This window comes from Pseudomonas sp. SIMBA_067 (assembly GCF_046534675.1).
Classification (GTDB): domain Bacteria; phylum Pseudomonadota; class Gammaproteobacteria; order Pseudomonadales; family Pseudomonadaceae; genus Aquipseudomonas; species Aquipseudomonas putida.
The window spans coordinates 339,475-361,590 of the sequence record NZ_JAWRYH010000003.1 but is presented as its reverse complement, the minus strand read 5'-3'; the positions used below and the strand labels follow the sequence as shown (position 1 = coordinate 361,590).

The following is a 22,116-nucleotide window of genomic DNA, read 5'->3' as shown; positions in this document are numbered from 1 at the left end:
GATTCATTCGCAATCGTCACCCTCTCACAGGTCAGCGTCCATGAAGTTCTCCTCGCGTTGCGTCCCTCTCTGGCTCGGCCTGGCTGCGGTCCCGGCCTTGGCAGTCGCCCCTCTGGCAAGCGCCGCCGAGCAGTTGCAGGCCTATGCCTTCGCCCAGCCGGCCCAACCCTTGGCCCAGGCCCTCGACGCTTTCAGCCGCACCACCGGCCAGAGCGTGGTTTACACCCTCGAACTGCCGGGCGTGCAAGCGCCCGCGTTGAATGGCCGTTTCAGCGCCGAGCAGGCGCTGCAACAGCTGCTGGGCAACACCGGGCTGGCTTGGCGGCGCGTCGACGCACGCACCCTGACCCTCGAACCCGCCGACACCTCAGGCGCCCTCAACCTGCAGGCCACCAACGTAACCTCGCAGCTGGACGACTACAGCTACCAGCCCCCGGCCAGCGCTTCGATCATGCGCGGGCAGGGGCCGAACCAGGACATCCCCCAGGCCATCAACGTGGTACCGGCCCAGGTCATTCGCGACCAGGCACCGCGCAACCTCGACGATGCGCTGGCCAACGTCAGCGGCATTACCCAGGGCAACAACTTTGGCGGCACGTCCGACACGGTGATGAAGCGCGGCTTTGGCGACAACCGCGACGGCTCGATCATGCGCGATGGCATGCCCATCGTGCAGGGGCGTAGCCTCAACGCCAGCACCGAGCGGGTTGAAGTGCTCAAGGGCCCGGCCTCGCTGCTGTACGGCATCCAGGATCCGGGCGGGGTGATCAACGTGGTCAGCAAGCGCCCGCAACTGCAGCAGTACAACGCCCTGAACGTGCGCGGCTCGACCTACGGCAGCGGCAAGAATGGCAGTGGCGGCGGGCTCGACAGTACCGGTGCGCTGGGCGACAGCAACTTCGCTTACCGCTTGATCGTCGACCATGAAGACGAAGACTACTGGCGCAACTACGGCGTGCACCGCGAATCGCTGGTGGCGCCGTCGCTGGCCTGGCTGGGTGAAGACACCCAGGTGGTACTGGCCTACGAGCACCGCGAGTTTCTCTACCCCTTCGACCGGGGCACAGCGTTCGGCAGCAATGGCCACCCGCTGAACATCCCCGCCACGCGCCGCCTGGACGAGCCGTTCAACGACATGGAAGGGCGCTCCGACCTGTATCGCCTGGAGGTCGACCATCAGCTGGCCAATGACTGGAAGCTGCACTTTGGCTACAGCTTCAACCGCGAGACCTATGATGCCAGCCAGGTACGGGTGACCGGCGTCAATGAAGCCAAAGGCACGCTGACACGCAGCATCGATGGCACCCACAACGCCATGAGCCGTGACCAGTTCGCTACCCTGAGCCTGGCCGGTAACGTGGAGTTGGCCGGCCTGCAGAATGACCTGTTGTTCGGCGTCGACCATGAAGACCGCAAGGTGTATCGCGGCGACCTGATTCGCCAGACTGCCAAGTCCACTTTCAGCTATGTGGACCCGGTCTACGGCCAGGAAGTGGAAGGCAGCACGGTGCGTGCCAGCGACAGCGACCAGACCGACAAGCTGCGCACCGATGCACTGTTCGTGCAGGACGCATTGCACCTGGATGACCACTGGATCCTGGTGGCCGGCGCACGCTTCCAGCAGTTCGACCAGTACGCCGGCCGCGGCCGCCCGTTCACGGCCAATACCGATAACAGCGGCCAGGCCTGGGTGCCGCATGCCGGCATCGTCTACAAGCTTGATGAGCAGCTGTCGTTCTACGGCAGTTACAGCGAGTCGTTCAAGCCCAACTCCAGCATTGCGCCGCTGACTGGCGGTGTGGTGCTGGACGCGTCCGTTGCACCTGAGGAAGGCAAGTCGTGGGAGTTGGGCGCCAAGCTGGACATGCCCGGTCGCCTGACCGGTACGCTGGCGCTGTTCGATATCACCAAGCGTAATGTGCTGGTTGCCAATTTCGACAGCGGGACTGGTGAGACGGTCTACAGCAATGCCGGTGAGGTCAATTCAAGAGGTGTGGAGCTTGACCTGACCGGCCAGCTCAGCGATCACTGGAGCTTGATCGGCAGCTATGCCTTTACCGATGCCAAGGTTACAAAAGACCCGGACCTTGAGGGCAACCGCTTGCAGAACGTTGCCAAACACAGTGGTTCGCTGTCGGCTGTTTACGACTTCGGCAGCCTGTTCGGTGGCGACAAGCTACGTGTAGGTGCAGGCGCGCGTTACGTGGGTGAGCGGGCGGGCAATTCGACCAACACCTTCGACCTGCCGTCGTACACCGTGGCCGATGCGTTCGCCAGCTACGAGACCAAGCTGGATGAGCACAACGTGCGTTTGCAGCTGAACGTAAAGAACCTGTTCGACAAGGTTTACTACAGCTCGGCGGTGAACCAGTACTTCGTGGCTATCGGCGATGCGCGGCAGGTGAGCCTGTCCAGCACCTTCGAATTCTAGGTATTTGGGGCTGCTTTGCAGCCCTTTCGCGGCACAAGGAATCCATGATCCCTGTAGGAGCGGCCTTGTGCCGCGAAAGGGCCGCAAAGCGGCCCCATTTCACGCCTTGAATGCCGAACGGTATTCCCCAGGTGTTGCACCAAGCGCCTGCCTGAACCGGTTACTGAAATGGCTGGCACTGGCAAACCCGCACAGCAGGGCAATCTCCCCCAGCGGCATCACGCCCAGCTGCAGCAGTTGGCAGGCCCGGTGCAGTCGCCGGGCCAGCAGGTACTGGTGCGGCGGTAGGCCGAAACTGCTGCGGAACATGCGCGCAAAGTGGTATTCGGACAGGTTGCAGCGCAAGGCCAGTTCGCCCAGGGTAATCGGCTGGTCCAGGTGCGCCTCGATGTAATCGACCAGTTGCCGGCGCAGGTTCGGCGCTAGCCCGCCTTTCAGGCGCAGGCCCTGGCGCAGCCCGACCTGGTTGAGCAGCGCATGGTCGACGATCTCGTGGGCCAGGCTGCTGGCCAGCAAGCGCTCGCCGGGCTCGTCCCAGTCCAGCTGGATCAGTTGGCGAAAGCGCACGGCCTGTTGCGGGTCGTCGAGAAAAGTCGCTTCCTGCAACTGCAGTTCACGCGGTTCCCGGTCGAGCAGGCGCACACAACCCAGGGCGAACTGCACCTCGCTGACATACAAGTGCGCCAGGCGGATTGCACCATTGACCACCCAGTTCGACTCCTGCCCGGCTGGCATCACGCACAGCTTGCCGGGCGCGCCCTTGTCGGCCGGGCGCTGGCGGCGAAAGGTGCCGGTGCCGTCGGCGATGTAGCACGACAGGGTGTGGTGGGTCGGGGCCTGATAGTCGCGGGCATCGTCGCGGTTGCTCCACAGCGCCGCCGCCAGCCCGTCGCCCAGGTGCGCGCTCAGCTCCAGCCTGGCGTGGGGCGAGGCATGCATGGCGTTGAACACTTGCAGTTGGGTGAGTGGCGTCATGGGGGGCTCCTCTTGCCAGCCATCCTACTGCGCCTTGCATCGAGTGACATCTACCGGCAAAGGAAAAGCGCAAGTTTGTGCAAGCGCCAGGCGCCGCACAGGGCAAACACTGGTGGCACTGGCGAGGGCTGCACCCTCGATCGCCGGCAAGCCAGCTCCCACAGGTACAGCATCTGCTTCAAGCCGGGCACTGTACCTGTGGGAGCTGGCTTGCCGGCGATGGGGTGCGAAGCGGCCCCGGTGTGAATGGACGACCGCTTGAGGAGCCCTACCCATGAACCTGTCACTCTACCTGCTTACCGTCCTGATCTGGGGCACCACCTGGATCGCCTTGAAGCTCCAGCTGGGCGTTGTCGCCATCCCGGTCTCGATCGTCTATCGCTTCGGCCTGGCCGGCCTCATCCTGTTCGCCATCCTGCTGCTCACCCGCCGCCTGCAACCCATGAACCGCCGCGGCCACCAGATCTGCCTGGCCCAAGGTTTGTGCCTGTTCTGCGTCAATTTCATGTGCTTCCTCACTGCCAGCCAGTGGATTGCCAGTGGCCTGATCGCCGTGGTGTTCTCCACTGCAACCCTGTGGAACGCACTCAACGCGCGGGTCTTCTTCGGCCAGAAGATCGCCGCCAATGTGCTGGGCGGCGGTGCCCTGGGCCTGATCGGCCTGGGGCTGCTGTTCTGGCCAGAGCTGTCCCACCATGCCGCCAGCCGCGAGACCCTGTTCGGGCTCGGCCTTGCCCTGCTCGGCACGCTGTGTTTCTCGGCAGGCAACATGCTGTCGAGCATGCAGCAGAAGGCCGGGCTCAAGCCCATGACTACCAATGCCTGGGGCATGGTCTACGGGGCCGCCATGCTGATGGTTTATTGCCTGTTCAGCGGCATTCCTTTCACCATGGAGTGGAACACCCGCTACATCGGTTCGCTGATGTACCTGGTGATTCCGGGTTCGGTGATCGGCTTCACTGCCTACCTGACCCTGGTCGGGCGCATGGGGCCGGAGCGGGCAGCCTATTGCACGGTGCTGTTCCCGTTGGTGGCGTTGAATGTGTCGGCGGTGGCCGAGGGGTATCAGTGGACGGCGCCGGCCTTGTTGGGGCTGGTGGCGGTGATGGCGGGGAATGTGCTGGTGTTTCGCAAGCCCAAGGCCAAGGTGGCTGACGGTATTTTGGTGGCCAAATAGATAATCTGTTGCCTGTACCGGCCTCTTCGCGGGCAAGCCCGCGAAGAGGCCGGTACAGGCAAAGTAAGGCTATCAGCCCTTCCAAACCTGCGGGTTCACCAGGTCCCGCGGCCGTTCACCCAGCAGTGCCGCGCGCAGGTTCTCCATCGCGCGGTTGGCCATGGCCTCACGGGTTTCGGCAGTGGCCGAACCGATGTGCGGCAAGGTCAGCGCGTTGGGCAGTTTGAACAGCGGCGAATCGCTCAGCGGCTCTTTCTCGTACACATCCAGGCCTGCCCCACGAATGGTGCCGTTCTGCAGCGCTTCGATCAGCGCGGCTTCGTCCACCACCGGCCCGCGGGCGATGTTGATCAGGTACGCGCTTGGCTTCATCAGCTTTAGTTCACGCGCACTGATCAACTTGCGGGTGGCGTCGGACAATGGCACCACAATGACGACGAAGTCCGCTTCTGCCAGCAACTGCTCCAGGCTGCGGAACTGCGCGCCCAGCTCTTGCTCCAGCGCGGTCTTGCGGCTGTTGCCCGCGTAGATGACCGGCATGTTGAAGCCGAACCGGCCGCGACGGGCAATGGCGGCACCGATGTTGCCCATGCCGACGATACCCAGCGTCTTGCCATGCACATCGCTACCGAAGAGGGCCGGGCCCACGGTGGCCTGCCAGTTGCCGGCCTTGGTCCAGGCATCCAGTTCGGCAGTGCGGCGGGCGCAGCCCATGACCAGCGAGAAGCCCAGGTCGGCGGTGCTTTCGGTGAGCACGTCTGGGGTATTGGTCAGGGCGATGCCGCGTTCGTTGAAGTAGTCCAGGTCGTAGTTGTCGTAGCCGACCGACACGCTGGACACCACCTCCAGCCTGGCCGCGCCTTCAAGCTGCGCACGGCCCAGCTTGCGCCCGACACCGATCAGGCCGTGGGCCTCCGGCAGGGCTTCGTTGAACTGGGCGTTGATGTCGCCGAGCTTGGGGTTGGGCAAAATCACGTTGAAGTCTTGCTGCAGGCGCTCGGCCATGGCCGGGGTGATACGGCTGAAGGCCAGGACGGTCTTTTTCATCGGGCAACTTCTCTGCAAGGCGGGGGTAGGTAATGGTTAGCAACCTACCATTGTCCACCCCCGCAATGCAGCAGCTTTTTAGTTGGCGACCAGCACCTGATGGGTTTTCAGGTCGGCCTCATGGGCCGCGAGAATCTCCGGTAGCGAGTTGCGCAGGTACTCGACCCACGTCTTGATCTTGGCATCCAGGTACTGCCGCGACGGGTAGATGGCGTACAGGTTCAGCTCCTGCAGGCGGTACTCGGGCAGCACCCGCACCAGGCTGCCATCACGCAGGCCATCGATGGCCGAATAGATCGGCAGCACGCCTACGCCCATGCCGCTGCGGATCGCAGTCTTCATGGCATCGGCGGTATTGACCATGAACGGCGAGCTGGTGATGTTGACCATCTCCTGACCTTCCGGCCCGTCGAACAGCCATTTTTCCAGCGGTATCACCGGGCTGACCATGCGCAGGCAGGCGTGCTTGAGCAGGTCGGCGGGTTTTTGCGCACTGCCGTGGCGGGCGATGTAGTCGGGCGAGGCGCAGACGATGCTGTAGGTGATGCCCAGGCGCTGCGACACGAACCCGGAGTCGGGCAGTTCGGTGGCCAGCACGATGGACACGTCATAGCCCTCGTCAAGCAGGTCGGGCACGCGGTTGGCCATGGTCAGGTCGAAGGTGACGTCCGGGTGCGATTCACGGTAGCGGGCTATGGCATCGACCACGAAGTGCTGGCCCACCCCGGTCATCGAGTGCACCTTCAGCTGCCCGGCCGGGCGGGCATGGGCATCGCTGGCTTCGGCTTCGGCTTCTTCCACATAGGTAAGAATCTGTTCGCAGCGCATCAGGTAGCGCTTGCCGGCCTCGGTCAGCGCAATGCGGCGGGTGGTACGGTTGAGCAGCCTTGTTTGCAGATGGGCTTCCAGGTTGGAGACCGCCCGCGACACGTTCGCGGTGGTCGTATCCAGTTGCGCGGCAGCAGCGGTAAAGCTGCCAAGCTGGGCTACGCAACTGAAAGCACGCATGTTTTGCAGGGTGTCCATGGGTCACTCTCGATGTAGAGGACAAAATTGTGTCACGAAGTAACGCAGAAAAGCTGAAAAGTTGCCTTCGACCAAAGGCGGATTATCGCTGTTTTGGTAACAAAGATTCGCAGGAATCTGCGCTTATCGCCAGTGCTGCCGCCCCCTAGAATTGCCCAGCCCCCTTCACCTCTTCCTCGGGAAATCGCAGCTGTGCCGCGTCGCATCATCAGAACGCTCAATGCGTTCAGTGCCTGTGCCCTTGCCCTCACCTTGAGTGGCTGTATCGGAACCTGGGGCATCGCCCCGCAAAGCAAGACGCTGCAAGCCCATACCTTGACCACCGACGCGGCCATACGCGAAGCCGCGACCGACGCCCATTGGCCCGACCAGCAGTGGTGGCACGCCTATGGCGACCCGCAGCTGGATCGCTGGCTCAACCTGGCCGTGGCCGGCAGCCCGAGCCTGGCCATGGCCGCAGCGCGGGTACGTGAGGCCAAGGCCATGGCCGGCGTGGTCGAGTCGGCCGAAAAGCTCCAGGCCAACGGCCAGGCCACCCTCAAGCGCCACAACTGGCCTGAGGACCAGTTCTACGGCCCGGGCGCGCTGTCGGGCGCCAACACCTGGGACAACAACGCCGCCATCGGCTTCAGTTACGCCCTCGACCTCTGGGGCCGCGAACGCAATGCCAGCGAGCAGGCCGTCGACCAGGCACATATGAGCGTGGCCGAAGCCCGCCAGGCGCAGCTGGAGCTGCAGAACAACGTGGTGCGCGCCTATATCCGGCTGAGCCTGCATTTTGCCCAGCGCGATATCGTCAAGGCCGAACTGGAGCAGCAGGAGCAGATCCTGGCCCTGGCCAAACGCCGCCTGGATGCCGGCATCGGTACTCATTTCGAAGTCAGCCAGGCCGAAGCGCCGCTGCCGGAAACCCACCGCCAGCTCGACAGCCTGAACGAAGAAATTGCCCTGACCCGCAACCAACTGGCCGCACTGGCCGGCAAGGGCCCGGGGGAGGGCGCGCAATTGCAGCGCCCGGCCCTGGCCTTGGCCGCGCCGTTGAAACTGCCATCGAACCTGCCTGCCGAACTGGTCGGCCAGCGTCCCGACGTGGTCGCCAGCCGCTGGCAGGTGGCCGCCCAGGCGCGAGGTATCGACGTCGCCCACGCCGGCTTTTTCCCCAACGTCGACCTGGTTGGCAGCCTCGGCTTCATGGCCACCGGCGGTGGCCCGCTGGAATTCTTGACCTGGCGCAAGTTCAACTACAACGTCGGGCCGGCCATCAGCTTGCCGATCTTCGACGGTGGCCGCCTGCGCTCGGAGCTGGGTGTGGCCTCGGCGGGGTATGACGTGGCTGTGGCCCGTTACAACCAGACCGTGGTGGGGGCACTGAAGAACATCTCCGACCAGTTGATCCGCCGCGAGTCGATGAAAGAACAGTCGCACTTCGCTGCCGAGTCGGTTGCCGCCGCGCAGAAAACCTATGACATCGCCATGGTCGCCTTCCAGCGCGGCCTTACCGACTACCTGAACGTGCTCAACGCGCAGACCTTGCTGTTCCGCCAGCAACAAGTGCAGCAGCAGGTGCAGGCCGCCCGCCTGATCGCCCATGCCGAGCTGGTCACCGCCCTGGGTGGTGGCCTGCAGGCCGGTCAGGATGCGCCGAAAGAGGAACGCCAGGCCGCGCCGAAAACCCCGGCCACTTTGGCCATTTTCGACAAGAAGCCGGATAACGCCGAATGAGCACTTCCAGTTTGCCCGTGCGCTGGCTGCAAAGCCTGGAGTGGCGCCGGGGCTTCTTTGCCTGGGCACGCACCGACGGCGTGACCTGGGTGTACATCTTCAAGGTGCTGGTCGCCGCGTTCATCACCCTGTGGCTGGCCATGCGCCTGGAGCTGCCGCAACCGCGCACAGCCATGATCACCGTGTTCATCGTCATGCAGCCGCAAAGCGGGCATGTGTTCGCCAAGAGCTTCTACCGGGTGCTCGGCACCCTGGCCGGCTCGGCGATGATGGTGGCGCTGATCGCCATCTTCCCGCAGAACACCGAGCTGTTCCTGCCCAGCCTGGCCTTGTGGGTGGGGCTGTGTTCGGCCGGCGCCATGCGCTACCGCACTTTCCGCGCATATGGCTTCGTGCTCGCCGGTTATACCGCTGCGATGATCGGCCTGCCGGTGCTGCAGCACCCCGACCAGGCCTTCATGGCCGCGGTATGGCGGGTGCTGGAAATTGCCCTGGGGATTCTGGTGTCGACCTTCGTCAGTGCCGCAATCCTGCCGCAGTCGGCCAGTGCCGCCATGCGCAACGCTTTGTACCAGCGCTTTGGCGTGTTCGCCGGGGTGGTGGTCGAGGCCCTGCGTGGCGATAGCCAGAAGGACCGTTTCGAGAGCAGCAACGTGCGCTTCGTTGCCGAGGCCGTGGGCCTTGAGAGCCTGCGCAACGTCACCGCCTTCGAAGACCCGCACATGCGTCGCCGCAGTGGTCGGCTGGTACGGATGAACAGCGAGTTCATGGCCATTACCACGCGCTTCAATGCCCTGCATCGCCTGCTCGAACGCCTGCGTGCCCGTGGCCCGCTGCAGATCGTCAGTGCCATCGAGCCGGGCCTGAACACCCTGGTGGAGCTGCTGCAGCCTTACGTGGGCCGGGCGTTGACCGACGCCGATGCACTGCGCCTGACCCTGGAGCTGGCGGCCTACAAGGAAGGCCTGCAAGCTCAGGTGCGCGGCCTGCGTGCCGAGTACCTGGCAACCGACCCCAGCGAATCCGACCTGCTCGACTTCCACACCGCATTCGAACTGCTGTACCGCTTCGTCGACGAGATGTACAGCTACGCCGAAACCCACGCCTCGCTGGCTGCGCACAAGCACGAACGCGAGCAGTGGGACGAGCCCTACGTGGCGCAGACCAGCTGGCTAGTGTCGTTGGCTGCAGGTATCCGCGCCTCGGCGGTGCTGTTGCTGCTGGGCAGCTACTGGCTGCTCAGTGACTGGCCCAGTGGCGCCATGATGACCCTGATCGCCACCGTCACCGTGGGCCTTTCGGCGGCCTCGCCGAACCCTAAGCGCATGTCGTTCCAGATGGCCTGCGGCACCGCCATCGGCGCTTTCATCGGCTTTTTCGAAACCTTCTTCGTGTTCCCCTGGATCGACGGCTTCCCGCTGCTGTGCATGGTGCTGGCGCCGGTGTTCGTGCTGGGCGCATTTCTCTCGTCACGCCCGGCCTACGCCGGTTACGGCATCGGCCTGCTGGTGTTCTTTGCGATTGGCTCGGTGCCGAACAACCTCACTGTGTATGACCCGTACACCTTCATCAACGACTACATCGGCATGGTCATCGGCATGTTTGTCTGCGCCGCCGCCGGGGCGATCATCCTGCCGCCCAACAGCCGCTGGTTGTGGAGCCGCCTGGAGCAAGAGCTGCGCGAGCAGGTGCTGTTTGCCATCAGCGGGCGCCTGCGCGGCATCGGCACGGCGTTCGAAAGCCGCACCCGCGACCTGTTGCACCAGGCCTATGGCCTGGCGGCCGGCAAGCCGCAAGTGCAGAGCCAGCTGATGGGCTGGATGTTCACCGTGCTGGAAATCGGCCACGCCGTGATCGAGCTGCGCAAGGAACAAGCCCGCGCACCGGTGCACCCGGCCTACGCCGAGTCACAGCCGTGGCGCCAGGCCATCCGCGTCATGGGTCGTGCCCTGACGCGGTTGTTCTTGCAGCCCAGTGCGAGCAACCACGAACGGGCCCTGGTCGCCGTGGACCATGCCATTGCCCGCGTGCAGGCCACCGACGAACCGTTCGCCCGGCACTTCGACACCTCGGTACTGCGCCGAGCGCAAAGCTACCTGCACTTCATCCGTTCCTCCTTGCTGGACCCACAGTCGCCACTGGCACCGGCGAAAGGATTGCACCATGCCCCGTGAAATCGCCTTCCATGGCGTGTACATGCCCACCATGACCTTGATGTTCCTGTTCGCCCTTGGCCTGGCCTGGGGCCTGGACCGGTTCATCGCCAGCCATGATGGCTACCGCTTCTTCTGGCACCCGGCGCTGTTGCGCCTGAGCCTGTTCGTCTGCCTGTTCGGCGCCATGGCGCTTACTGTCTACTGGTGAGAAACCTTCGATGAAAAAGTTCTTCAGCCTGATCGCCACCCTGCTGGTGCTGGTCGCTGCCGTGGCCATCGGTCGCCAGCTGTGGCTGCACTACATGACCACGCCATGGACCCGCGACGGCCGCGTGCGCGCCGACATCATCAACGTCGCCGCCGACGTACCGGGTTACGTGGTGGATGTGCCGGTCAAGGACAACCAGCGGGTGAAGAAGGGCGACCTGCTGATCCAGATCGACCCCGAGCACTACCAACTGGCGGTAGACCAGGCCAAAGCCATGGTCGCCTCGCGCAAGGCCACCTGGGAAATGCGCAAGGTCAACGCCAAGCGCCGTGCCGACATGGACAACCTGGTGATCTCCAAGGAAAACCGCGACGACGCCAGCAATATCGCCAACTCCGCCCAGGCCGATTACCAGCAAGCCCTTGCCGAACTGGCTGCAGCCGAGCTGAACCTCAAGCGCACCCATATTGTCGCCACGGTGGATGGCTACGTGACCAACCTGAACATCCACAAGGGCGACTATGCGCGCACGGGTGAGGCGGTGATGGCGGTGGTCGACGAAAATTCGTTCTGGGTCTACGGGTTCTTCGAGGAAACCAAGCTGCCCCACGTGAAGGTGGGTGACCAGGCCGAGTTGCAGATGATGAGCGGCGAGCGCATCAAGGGGCATGTGGAGAGCATTGCCCGCGGCATCTACGACCGCGACAACCCACAAAGTCGCGAGCTGATCGCCGACGTTAACCCCACCTTCAACTGGGTGCGCCTGGCGCAGCGGGTGCCGGTGCGGATCCACATTGATGAAGTGCCGGAAGGGTTTTTGCTGGCGGCGGGGACGACTTGTACGGTGGTAGTTAAGCCGAGCGAGGGGTAAGCCGGGGCTGGCACTGATCGCGCCTGGTATTTTTGCCAGTTACCCAGATGATGCAGATAGGCGATAGTGACCATACTTCCGATGGAGGGCGCCGACAATGAACACCGCGTCTGCTCAAGCTTCCGATTGGCGGTCCTATGACGCTTATGGTCATGTCCTGTTCCAAGGACACTTGATGGCCATGTCGGCGTTTAACGGTGCTGTCGTTGATTTGATCACCCGTACCTACATGCTCGGAAATGGCCATCGGGTTTATAACCCCAGGCTTATGCGGTTCCAGAGCGCCGACAAGCTAAGCCCCTTCAGCCGCGGTGGTTTGAACGCCTATTCCTATTGTTCGGGAGACCCTGTCAATCGGGTCGACCCTTCTGGGCGTTCTGGGCTGCGCCGCTTTTGGCAACAAGTCACCGGTGGGCCGAAGAAGGTGCAAAAGATGCAGCGCTTGGTCAATACGAATCAGGACCGTCTCAAATATGAAGTCTCGACCACTGACAAGAATATCAAGCGCCAACTGGCATGGCTGACAGTTGTAAACGACTCGGCAGATATGAGCACTCTCTTCAAGGAGGGTAACTCCGTGACGCACAAGTGGTTGATCACCGACAGAGGGGAGTTAATTGTCGGTAGCTTCCAGCATGCTGAGGTTTACTCGACTCACGCCAGCTTTGCCCAAATTGCGGCCCGTGATCATCGCACAAGTCCCAATGTCGTCGCAGCGGGGGAGTTTGCGATGAAGGACCGTCGCCTGATAATGACCAACTACAGTGGTCACTATAAGACGCCATACGACAGGTTATGGCCTGTCAAAATGCACATGGAGCAGCTCGGTATTGGGATAAAAATCACGCGGCAATCCTATTTGGCTGATCAATAGGAGAGCTGTCAGATGCTGCGATCTCTAATCCGCGGCTCCCACCATCACGGGCACTGTGACCCGGTCAATCACCTTCGCGCTGATTGACGGGTCCAGCAACCGCCCCAACCGCGACAGGTGGCGGTGGCCCATGATGATCAGTTCGCAGTTCAATTCCTGCGCTTTGGCCACAATCGCTTCAACCGGCTGGCCGGCCACCATGCAGCCCAGGCTGGTGAAGCCGGCTTGCTGCAGCTCGCGCACGGCCTCGGCTACGGCGTGGTCGGCATGCTGCTGTTCCTCGCAGGCGGCGGGGTATTCTTCCAGTTCCTCGGCGGTGTAGGGCGCAGGTTGCTCATGCACGGCGAAGGTGGAATCGATGGCCAGCAGCACGTGCAGTTCGTGTTCACCGGGGCGGCAGTAGCGGCGGGCGAGGGTGAGCAGGGCGCTGGATGCGGGGGAGGCGTCGATAGCGATCAGGACGGGGCTGGGCATGTGGGATCCTTGGCAGAGGCTGGCTTGTGTGTCTGCAGGATCGGCCCTTTCGCGGGCATGCCCGCTCCCACAGGTGTGTCGCACAACATTCGGGCATTGTGGGGTTCCTGTGGGAGCGGGCGCGCCCGCGAAAAGGCCAGACCTGCCAATGCTTCATTTAAGGCCGAACATGCCCAGTGAATAAATGCCCCACCACGCAAGAGCGCATTGCGTCTGATGCAATCCACCAACCTGCTACCATCGCGTTTCCCACAGCTGTAACGGAAAACGGCCATGCAACTCCCGGACATGAACCTGCTCGTCGCCCTCGATGCCTTGCTCGACGAGGGCAGCGTGGTGGGCGCAGCGCAGCGCATGAACCTGAGCCCGGCGGCAATGAGCCGGACATTGGGGCGTATCCGCGATGCCTTGGGTGACCCGATCCTGGTGCGCGCTGGCCGTGGCCTGGTGCCTACGCCGCGTGCGTTGGCCCTGCGCGAGCAGGTGCATGGCCTGGTGGAGCAGGCCGGGCAGGTGTTCCGCAGCCGTGACGATGTCGACCTGGTCAACCTGGACCGTGCCTTCAACATCCGCACCAATGATTTGTTCATTGCCCTTTACGGCGCCCAGCTGCTGCGCATGATGCTGGCCCAGGCGCCGCGTACGGTGTTGCGGTTTGTCCCGGAGGGCAGCGGTGACGATGATGCAGTGCTGCGCAACGGGCATATCGACCTGATCATCAGCTCGGCCATTGAGCTGGGCCCGGAAATCAAGGTGCAGAGCCTGTTCAACACCTACTTCGTGGGCCTTGCGCGTGTGGGGCACCCGATCTTCGACGCCCCGATCACCCCTGAGCGATTTGCCGCCTACCCGCAGATCAGCGTATCGCGGCGCGGCCGTGCCAACGGGCCGATCGATGTGGCGTTGGCCAACCACAAGGTGGAGCGGCGCGTGGCCCTGATCACCACCAGCTTCCACTCGGCGATGTTCTCGCTGCCGGATTCGGACCTGATCCTGCCGATACCCGCCAATATCCTCAACAGTGTGCAGCGGTTGAAGTTGCCATTGCGCTCGTTCGAGATCCCGGTGCCGTTGGAGAAGGTCAATGTGATGCAGGCGTGGCACCCGCGCTTCGACAACGACCCCGCGCACCGTTGGTTGCGCCAGACGTTGAAAGCGTGTGGCCGCATCGATCCGTGATTCAGGCATGGATTGCGTCTGACGCAATATAAAACTACCGACAAGTCAGTTTTCGTCAGCATTCGACCTTCTTAAACTTGCCCCAGCCCTGAAATTGTTGCTGGAGATGTATTCTCATGACTTCCCTGACGGCGCCCTCTGCGGCGCTGGCCGCCGCCCCTGCGCCGGCCGCGCCTGCGCAGACGGCGTTTGGCCTGCAGGTGGTGGTCGGGCTGTTCGGTGTGTTGCTGGCCGTGCTGTGTGCAGGTCTCAACGAGTCGGTCACCAAGATTTCCCTTGCCGATATCCGCGGTGCCATGGGCATCGGTGCCGACGAAGGCGCCTGGTTGCTGGCGGTGTACAGCGCCGCCTCGGTCTCGGCCATGGCCTTTGCGCCGTGGCTGGCCACCACCTTCTCGCTGCGGCGCTTCACCATGAGCGCCATCGCCCTGTTTGCCGTACTTGGCCTGCTGCAACCGTTCGCCCCCAACCTGCACAGCCTGATGTTGCTGCGGGTGCTGCAGGGCTTTGCCTCGGGGGCCTTGCCACCGATGCTGATGAGCGTGGCCCTGCGCTTTTTGCCGCCGGGTATAAAGGTTTACGGCCTGGCCTGCTATGCCCTGACCGCCACCTTCGGCCCCAACCTCGGCACGCCGCTGGCGGGGCTGTGGACCGAGTACGTCGGCTGGCAATGGGCGTTCTGGCAGATCATCCTGCCCTCGCTGCTGGCCATCGTCTGCGTCGGCTGGGGCCTGCCGCAGGACCCGCTGCGCCTGGAGCGTTTCAAGCAGTTTGACTGGCGTGGCGTACTGCTCGGGCTGCCGGCCATCAGTTGCATCGTGCTGGGCCTGTCGCTGGGCGACCGCTGGGGCTGGTTCGATTCGCCGCTGATCTGCTGGCTGCTGGGCGGTGGCCTGCTGTTGCTGGTGCTGTTCATGTACAACGAGTGGTCCGAGCCGCTGCCGTTCTTCCAGTTGCGCATGCTAAAGCGGCGCAACCTGAGTTTTGCCCTGGTGACCCTGGCCGGTGTGCTGATCGTACTGTCGGGTGTGGGCAGCATCCCCTCGGCCTACCTGGCGCAGATCCAGGGCTACCGCCCTGCGCAGACCAGCCCGCTGATGATGCTGGTGGCCATGCCGCAGCTGATCGCCCTGCCGCTGACGGCGGCGCTGTGCAACATCCGTGCGGTGGACTGCCGCTGGGTGCTGGGCATCGGCCTGGCGATGCTGGCGGTGTCCTGTGTCGGCAGCAGCCTGCTTACCAGCGAGTGGATCCGTGGCGACTTCTACCCGTTCTACCTGCTGCAGGTGTTCGGCCAGCCGATGGCGGTGCTGCCGTTGCTGATGCTGTCCACCAACGGCATGACCCCGCAGGAAGGCCCGTTCGCCTCCAGCTGGTTCAACACCGTGAAGGGCCTGGCCGCAGTGATCGCCGGTGGCCTGCTGGATGCCCTTGGCACCTTGCGCCGGCATTTCCATTCCAACCACCTGGTGGACAGCCTGGGCAATGCCCCGCTGGTCGACGACAGCGCTACCGGCCTGGCCAGGCGCATCCACGATCAGGCGCTGGTACTCACTTCCGCCGACCTGTACCTGGTCATGGCCTGCATTGCCGTGGCCCTGATCTGCCTGATTCCTTTCGTGCCTACCCGGGTCTATCCGCCGCGTGCGGTGGCCTGAACCCTGGATGAATTCGAGAACACCTGAAATGACCAACAACCGCAAAACCCTGTTCATCGGCTCGGTGCTGGCCGTGGCCGTGCTGGCTGGCATCGTCGGCCCCTGGATGTTTGGCAGCGACCATCGCCAGAGCACCAACGACGCCTATGTGATCGCCGACTACACCGTGGTCGCGCCCAAGGTGGCCGGCTTTATCAAGGAAGTGCTGGTGGAGGACAACCAGCAGGTTACGGCCGGCCAGTTGCTGGCGACCATCGACCCCCGCGATTACCAGGCTGCCCTGGACGCCGCACAGGCGCAGTTGCTGGTGGCCCAGGCGCAAAGCGCCGATGCCCGCGCCACCCTTGAGCGCCAGGCATCGTTGATTGCCCAGGCCGAGGCTGCTGTCAAAGCCGCCCAGGCCGAAGCGGCGTTCGCCGACCACGAGGTCAACCGCTACAGCCGCCTGGCCGAGCAGGGCGCCGGTACCGTGCAGAACGCCCAGCAGGCGCGCAGCGGTGTAGACCAGGCACGCGCACGCTTGGCAAATGCCCAGGCAGCGTTAGTGGCGGCGCGCAAGCAGGTGGACATTCTCACGGCCCAAGTGGCCAGCGCCGATGGCCAGCTGAAACGTGCCGAAGCGGGCGTGGAAAAGGCCCAGCTCGACCTGTCCTACACACGCATTACTGCGCCGGTGGAGGGCATGGTCGGCGAGCGTGCCCTGCGCATAGGCGCCTACGTCAACCCGGGTGCCCGCCTGCTGTCGGTGGTGCCGTTGCAACAGGCCTATGTGGTCGGCAACTTCCAGGAAACCCAGCTGACCCACGTGCAGCCTGGCCAGCCGGTGAGCATCAGCGTCGACACCTTCTCCGGCGAAAAGCTGCGAGGCCATGTGGAAAGCATCGCCCCGGCCACCGGCGTCACCTTCGCCGCCGTCAAACCGGACAACGCCACTGGCAACTTCACCAAGGTGGTGCAGCGCATTCCGGTGAAGATCGTCTTCGATGACGGCCAGCCACTGCTCACCCGCCTGCGTGTGGGCATGTCGGTAGAAGCGACCATCGATACCCGTGGCGACAAGCTGGACGGCAAAGAGGTGAGCGCACGATGAAACCGGCATTACGCTTTAGCCCGTTGCTGCTGGCCGTGTTGCTGGCCGGCTGCACCATGGGCCCGGACTTCTTGCGCCCCGACAGCCAGGCACCGCAGCAGTGGGCGCCGCTGCAAGGCGAAGCGGCGGCCAGCCAGCCGCAGGCCGAACCGCTGGAACTGCGCTGGTGGGAAACCTTCCATGACGCACAGCTCAGTGCCTTGATCCAGCGCGTTGCCGAGCGCAACCTCGACCTGCAAATGGCCAGTGCACGGTTGCTGCAAAGCCGCGCCTTGCGCAGTACCGTGGCCGCCGATGAAGTGCCGTCGGTGGATGCAAACGCCGGCTACAGCCGCGCCCGCAACAGCGCCGAAGGCCTGAGCGATCCGTCTGGCAAGGCGGGCAAAGCGGCGTACAACCTTTGGCAAGGCGACCTGGTGGCCGGTTGGGAGCTGGACCTGTGGGGGCGCGTGCGGCGCCAGGTCGAGGCTGCCGATGCCACCGTCGAAGTGGCCGAGAACGACCGCCGGGGAGTGCTGCTGGCCCTGCTTTCGGAAACCGCCGGCAATTACATCCAGCTGCGCGCCGTGCAGCACACCCTGGATGTGACGCAGGACAACCTGAAGGTTGCCCAGCACAGCCTGCAGCTTTCCCAGAACCGCCAGGCCGAAGGCGTTGCCACGCGCCTGGACGTGGCCCAGGCCAGCGCCCAGGTTGCTTCGATCGAATCGCGACTGCCAAGCCTTGAAGCCCGTCGTGATGACCTGATCAACGCGCTCAGCTTGCTTGCCGCCGAACCGCCGCGCAGCTTGCAGGCCGAATTGCTGCAGGGCGGCGAGCTGCCCGCGCCGCAGCAGAAGTTCGCCATCGGCGTGCCGTCCGAATTGGCCGAGCGCCGCCCTGACATCCGCCAGGCCGAAGCCCGCCTGCATGCCGCCACCGCCAGCATTGGCGTGGCCAAGGCGGATTTCTACCCGAGCATCCGGCTGTCGGGCAGTGTCGGCTTCCAGGCCATGCAGTTGTCTGATTTCGGTGGCTGGGATTCGCGCCGTTTTGCCTTCGGGCCGCAGCTGTCGCTACCGATCTTCGAGGGCGGCCGGCTCAAGGGCACCCTGGAACTGCGCGAGGCGCAGCAGCAGGAAGCGGCGCTGAACTACCGCAAGGTGGTGCTGGGTGCCTGGCATGAAATTGACGATGTGCTTCGCCTGTACAACGCCAGCCAGTTGCGCCGTGACCACCTGGCCGAGGCCGTGCGGCAGAACCGCATCGCCCTGGAAACTGCCCAGCGCCAGTATGTGGAAGGGGCGGTGGACTTTCTCAATGTGCTGACGGTGCAGGGCGCATTGCTGGCCAGCGAGGAGCAGTGGATCGACAGCTCGGCGGCGGTGTCGCAGGCGTTGGTGGGGCTGTACAAGGCCTTGGGTGGTGGCTGGCAGGCGTTTGATGAGCAGCCTACGAAGAAAGCGTAAAGGCAGGGGCCGCTTTGCGGCCCATCGCGGCACAAGGCCGCTCCTACAGGCGATCGCGGTCCCCTGTAGGAGCGGCCTTGTGCCGCGATGGGCTGCAAAGCAGCCCCAGGGCAGCCGAGATCTCAGAGCGGGCGCAGCAGGCCAAAGCGCTTGCGCAGTGCCCAATCCAGCAACCGCCGAGGCAGCAACCTCGCCATCAATGGCAACGCCGTACTGCCATTCCCCAACCGCACCACCCCCGGTACCGGCGACTTGCCGACTGCCGCCAACACACCCTGGGCAAACACCGCCGCCGAAGTCGGCCTGTCCTGCGAAGCCCGCGCCCGCGCCTGGACATGTTCACGCAACGGCCACCATGGTGAGTCCGCCGCCAGTACCTGCTCGGCCTGGCGCTGGGCATTGTTGGCGAAATGCGTGTCTATCGCCCCCGGCTGCACTTCCATCACCTGCACACCGAACGGCGCCAGTTCAAGGCGCAAGGCATCGCTCAGCGCATGCACGGCCGCTTTCGAGGCGCAGTAGGCACCGGCGAATGGCGTGACCAGCACACCGGAAACGCTGCCGATGTTCACTACCGTTGCGCGTGAGCGGCGCAGCAGCGGGAACAGCGCGCGGGTCACGCCGACCACGGCGAACACGTTGGTTTCGAATTGTTGGCGCATGGCCTCCACACCACCGTCCAGCAACGGGCCCATGGCGCCGTAGCCGGCGTTGTTGATCAGGATATCCAGGGTTTCGAGTTCTTCGGCCAGGCGGGCGAGGGCCTCGCTGTCGTTCACATCCAGTTGCCGGGCAGTGAAGCCGGCGGCGTTCAGCACTTCAACATCCTCTGCCTTGCGAGCAGTGGCCCAGACGTGGTGGCCGGCATCGCGAAAGGCGTCGGCGAGGGCGCGGCCGATGCCGCTGGAACAACCGGTGATCAGGACGGTGGGCATGGTTGGGGCCTGTTGTAAGGAGGATTGGCTTTCCTGTGCCGGCCTCTTCGCGGGTTCACCCGCGAAAGGGTCGGTACAGGCGATATATCAATTGGCAAATGTACCTTGCAGGTGCTCGGCACGAAATTCCAGGGTCTGTGGCCGGTACCCGGCGCGCAGGGGGGGCAGCGGCAGGCAGTCCTTCCACTCGGCCCCCGGCTGCAAATCACCCGGCCCCCGGTAGCGCGGGGCGTTGTAGGTGCTTTCGGCCAGGTTCACCGTGTCGCCTGGTGCGTACGCCGCCACTCGCCAGCGCAGTTCGGTCAGCGGAGCCTTGTTGCCGTTTTTCATGTGTACCTGCAACGCACGGTCGGCCGGGCATTGTTCGGGGGCATAGGCAAGGCGCAGGTCCAGGCGGGCCAGTTGCGAGGTTTCGCGGTTGTCTTGCCAGGCGACGAACAGCGCCACCAGGCCGAGGCCAAACACGGCGGCCAGCGAGATCGGCAGGGCCTTGGCCGGGTAGCGCAACAGCAGTACCAGCCAGGTAAGGATGAGGAAGGCACCGATGATCATGGGGCTTGCAGACCTTGAATGCGCGGGGTCTGACCATCGTAGCCTGAAATGGGGGAGGGCTCAAAAGCGCGAAGCCCGCTCCCAGCCTTTGTGGGAGCGGGCTTGTCCCGCGAAAGGGCCGCAAAGCGGCCCCAAGGTTCACTTATTGGGCAATGGTCTTGACCGATACCCCACGCTCGACCGGCGTGGAAGTGCGCCCGTACACATCTTCGAAGCGCTCGATGTCATCCTCGCCCAGGTAGCTGCCGGACTGCACTTCGATGATCTCCAGCGGGATCTTGCCCGGGTTGCGCAGGCGGTGCACCGAAGCGATCGGGATGTAGGTCGACTGGTTCTCGGTCAGCAGGAACACGTTCTCGTCACAGGTGACCTCGGCAGTACCAGACACCACAATCCAGTGCTCTGCGCGGTGGTGGTGCATCTGCAGCGACAGGCTGGCACCCGGCTTGACGGTGATGTGCTTGACCTGGAAGCGGCCGCCCATGTCCACCGAGTCGTACGAGCCCCACGGGCGATACACTTCCAGGTGGTTCTGGGTTTCAGTACGGCCCTGCTCGTCGAGGGTCTTGACCATCTGCTTGACGCCCTGGACCTTGTCCTTGTGGGCAATCATCATGGCGTCCTTGGTCTCGACCACCACGATGTTTTCCAGGCCGATCACCGACACCAGCTTGCCGTTGCCGTGGATCATGCAGTTGCGGCTGTCCTGCACCACCACGTCGCCCTTGGTGACGTTGCCGTTGTCGTCCTTCTCATGCACATCCCACAGCGACGACCAGCAGCCCACGTCGCTCCAGCCGGCCGACATCGGCACCACGCAGGCGCGCTGGGTCTTTTCCATCACCGCGTAGTCGATGGAATTGTCCGGGCAGCAGGCGAAGGTGGCTTCGTCGATGCTCAGCACATCGCCCTCTTCCTCACTGCGCTCCAGGGCCAGCACGCAGGTGTCGTAGATATCGCCGTCGTGCTTTTTCAGCTCTTCGAGGAAGCGGCTGGCGCGGAACAGGAACATGCCGCTGTTCCAGAAGTAGCCACCGGCCTGGACAAACTCGGCGGCGCGTTTCTCATCGGGTTTTTCAACAAATTGCGCCACGCGCGCCACGCCCTCGGGCAGCAGGGCGTCCTGGCTGGAGCGGATGTAGCCGTAGCCGGTTTCCGGCTTGGTCGCCGGCACGCCGAACAGCACCATTTCGCCACGCTCGGCGGCGATGGTGGCCAGGGCCAGGGCGCGCTGCAGGGCCTTCTGGTCGTCGATCACGTGGTCGGCGGGCAGCACCAGCATCAGCTCGTCGCGGCCTTCGTTGATCAGTTTCATGGCGGCCATGGCCACGGCCGGCGCGGTGTTACGGCCGAACGGCTCCATCAGGATGCCTTGGGTTTCCAGCTTCAGCGCAGCCAGCTGTTCCTGGACGATGAATTTATGGTCCTTGTTGCAGACCACGATTGGCGTGTCCATGCCTTCGAACGCCAGGCGCTCGATGGTTTGCTGGAACAGGGTGTGTTCGCCGGTCAGGGCCAGGAACTGTTTGGGGAACTGCTTGCGCGACAGAGGCCACAGACGCGAACCGCTACCACCAGAAAGAATTACCGGGATCATCATGTTTCTCCAATAGTCGTTAAAGGCAGGGGGATCAGTTGCTAGCCACGGGGCGAGTTACCCACACCGGCGACAAGGCGTTGCCGGAACCGGTTACGTACAGCACGGCGGCTTCGCCGCGCTCCAGAGCGACGGGTTTCACGTCACCCACTTTCTTGTCACCTTGGTACAGCGCCAGGTTGACCTTGACCGGGTTGATTTCGCGTTCGCCTCGGCCGTTGGCGGCCACCGGCTTGACCACTTCGGTCTTGCCGTCGGCGGTTTTCAGGGTCAGCTGCTGGTCGCTCAGGTTCTGCACGCGCACCAGGGCTTTCTGCTTGTTCTTGAACGGTGGTTCTTCGATCAGCTGCGGGTTGCCGGTGCCGCTGTTGACCAGGGTGTAGTACTTGTCCGAGGCCAGCTTCACCGGCACGCTCTTGCCGCCGACCTGGGCGGTGTAGTCACCGCCTGGCAGGAAGCTGAAGTCGCTGCTGGCCTGGGCGCCAACCTGCTTGATCTGGGTGTTGCCGACCGACGCGGCGGCCGGTGCGCTAGCTGCGTTGTACAGGCGCACGAAGGTCGAGCCTTTCGGTGCGCTAGGGCCGTACAGGGCGGCGTCGGCACCGGCGAAGGCCTGCATCGAAGCAAGGGAAAGGCCGGCCGCGAGGGTGAGGGCTTTGGCAATGGAAGTCTTGGTAGTCATGTGCATTTCCTCTC

General features: G+C 63.9%; 19 protein-coding genes. 11 read left to right on the top strand and 8 right to left on the bottom strand.

Translation table 11 applies throughout. From position 1 onward, the window contains the following. The first annotated feature begins 40 nt into the window (after window positions 1–40). Complete coding sequence (locus tag SB765_RS10075; RefSeq protein ID WP_410931256.1) at window positions 41–2,431, top strand: TonB-dependent siderophore receptor; 2,391 nt, start codon at window positions 41–43, stop codon at window positions 2,429–2,431. A gap of 99 nt (window positions 2,432–2,530) precedes the next feature. Here SB765_RS10075 and SB765_RS10070 read toward each other — a convergent pair whose 3' ends face one another. Beyond that, a complete protein-coding gene (locus SB765_RS10070; protein WP_341796747.1) occupies window positions 2,531–3,406 on the bottom strand; it encodes an AraC family transcriptional regulator in 876 nt (291 codons plus the stop codon). 274 nt (window positions 3,407–3,680) lie between these two features. Between SB765_RS10070 and SB765_RS10065 the strand changes: the two genes are divergently transcribed. Next, the gene (locus SB765_RS10065) at window positions 3,681–4,583 is read left to right on the top strand and encodes a DMT family transporter (protein ID WP_410931255.1); all 903 of its coding nucleotides are present in this window, start codon (window positions 3,681–3,683) and stop codon (window positions 4,581–4,583) included. A 72-nt stretch (window positions 4,584–4,655) separates the two neighbouring features. On the opposite strand, the gene SB765_RS10060 is transcribed toward SB765_RS10065, so the two are convergent. Next, entirely contained in the window at window positions 4,656–5,630 is a 975-nt protein-coding gene (locus tag SB765_RS10060) for a 2-hydroxyacid dehydrogenase (RefSeq protein WP_410931254.1), read from the bottom strand. A 78-nt stretch (window positions 5,631–5,708) separates the two neighbouring features. Continuing rightward, window positions 5,709–6,656, bottom strand: a complete 948-nt coding sequence (locus SB765_RS10055) for a LysR family transcriptional regulator (RefSeq protein ID WP_410910895.1) — start codon at window positions 6,654–6,656, stop codon at window positions 5,709–5,711. A 192-nt stretch (window positions 6,657–6,848) separates the two neighbouring features. Between SB765_RS10055 and SB765_RS10050 the strand changes: the two genes are divergently transcribed. From SB765_RS10050 to SB765_RS10030, 5 genes are all read left to right on the top strand, one after another. Then, window positions 6,849–8,378, top strand: coding sequence for an efflux transporter outer membrane subunit (locus SB765_RS10050; RefSeq protein WP_410931253.1), 1,530 nt, complete (start codon window positions 6,849–6,851; stop codon window positions 8,376–8,378). Next, window positions 8,375–10,552: an FUSC family protein gene (locus SB765_RS10045; RefSeq protein WP_341796744.1), complete on the top strand. Its 2,178-nt coding sequence runs from the start codon at window positions 8,375–8,377 to the stop codon at window positions 10,550–10,552. Before SB765_RS10050 ends, SB765_RS10045 begins: the two co-directional genes overlap by 4 nt. Next, complete coding sequence (locus SB765_RS10040) at window positions 10,542–10,742, top strand: DUF1656 domain-containing protein (RefSeq protein WP_009685040.1); 201 nt, start codon at window positions 10,542–10,544, stop codon at window positions 10,740–10,742. Before SB765_RS10045 ends, SB765_RS10040 begins: the two co-directional genes overlap by 11 nt. 10 nt (window positions 10,743–10,752) lie before the next feature. Next, complete coding sequence (locus SB765_RS10035; RefSeq protein WP_234227734.1) at window positions 10,753–11,613, top strand: efflux RND transporter periplasmic adaptor subunit; 861 nt, start codon at window positions 10,753–10,755, stop codon at window positions 11,611–11,613. A gap of 97 nt (window positions 11,614–11,710) precedes the next feature. Continuing rightward, the gene (locus tag SB765_RS10030) at window positions 11,711–12,487 is read left to right on the top strand and encodes an RHS repeat-associated core domain-containing protein (protein WP_341796743.1); all 777 of its coding nucleotides are present in this window, start codon (window positions 11,711–11,713) and stop codon (window positions 12,485–12,487) included. A gap of 24 nt (window positions 12,488–12,511) precedes the next feature. Here the strand turns inward: SB765_RS10030 and SB765_RS10025 are convergent, their stop codons facing one another. Further along, complete coding sequence (locus tag SB765_RS10025; protein ID WP_410931252.1) at window positions 12,512–12,961, bottom strand: universal stress protein; 450 nt, start codon at window positions 12,959–12,961, stop codon at window positions 12,512–12,514. A 273-nt stretch (window positions 12,962–13,234) separates the two neighbouring features. Between SB765_RS10025 and SB765_RS10020 the strand changes: the two genes are divergently transcribed. The 4 genes from SB765_RS10020 to SB765_RS10005 all read left to right on the top strand — a co-directional run bounded on the left by SB765_RS10020 (window position 13,235) and on the right by SB765_RS10005 (window position 18,336). Beyond that, window positions 13,235–14,140: a LysR family transcriptional regulator gene (locus tag SB765_RS10020; RefSeq protein ID WP_016497993.1), complete on the top strand. Its 906-nt coding sequence runs from the start codon at window positions 13,235–13,237 to the stop codon at window positions 14,138–14,140. A 116-nt stretch (window positions 14,141–14,256) separates the two neighbouring features. Further along, on the top strand, window positions 14,257–15,798 hold the full coding sequence (locus SB765_RS10015) for an MFS transporter (RefSeq protein WP_341796741.1): 1,542 nt from the start codon (window positions 14,257–14,259) through the stop codon (window positions 15,796–15,798). Window positions 15,799–15,826: 28 nt separating this feature from the next. Continuing rightward, entirely contained in the window at window positions 15,827–16,888 is a 1,062-nt protein-coding gene (locus SB765_RS10010) for an HlyD family secretion protein (RefSeq protein WP_410931251.1), read from the top strand. Beyond that, the gene (locus SB765_RS10005) at window positions 16,885–18,336 is read left to right on the top strand and encodes an efflux transporter outer membrane subunit (protein ID WP_410931250.1); all 1,452 of its coding nucleotides are present in this window, start codon (window positions 16,885–16,887) and stop codon (window positions 18,334–18,336) included. Before SB765_RS10010 ends, SB765_RS10005 begins: the two co-directional genes overlap by 4 nt. A 122-nt stretch (window positions 18,337–18,458) precedes the next feature. Here SB765_RS10005 and SB765_RS10000 read toward each other — a convergent pair whose 3' ends face one another. The 4 genes from SB765_RS10000 to SB765_RS09985 all read right to left on the bottom strand — a co-directional run bounded on the left by SB765_RS10000 (window position 18,459) and on the right by SB765_RS09985 (window position 22,102). After that, window positions 18,459–19,271, bottom strand: a complete 813-nt coding sequence (locus tag SB765_RS10000) for an SDR family oxidoreductase (RefSeq protein WP_410931249.1) — start codon at window positions 19,269–19,271, stop codon at window positions 18,459–18,461. Window positions 19,272–19,358: 87 nt separating this feature from the next. Continuing rightward, a complete protein-coding gene (locus SB765_RS09995; protein ID WP_016497998.1) occupies window positions 19,359–19,823 on the bottom strand; it encodes a hypothetical protein in 465 nt (154 codons plus the stop codon). 142 nt (window positions 19,824–19,965) lie between these two features. After that, entirely contained in the window at window positions 19,966–21,420 is a 1,455-nt protein-coding gene (locus SB765_RS09990) for a mannose-1-phosphate guanylyltransferase/mannose-6-phosphate isomerase (protein ID WP_016497999.1), read from the bottom strand. A 34-nt stretch (window positions 21,421–21,454) separates the two neighbouring features. Beyond that, window positions 21,455–22,102 carry an alginate O-acetyltransferase AlgF gene (locus tag SB765_RS09985; protein ID WP_016489019.1) on the bottom strand — a complete coding sequence of 216 codons (648 nt, stop codon included), beginning with the start codon at window positions 22,100–22,102 and terminating at the stop codon, window positions 21,455–21,457. Window positions 22,103–22,116: the final 14 nt, after the last annotated feature.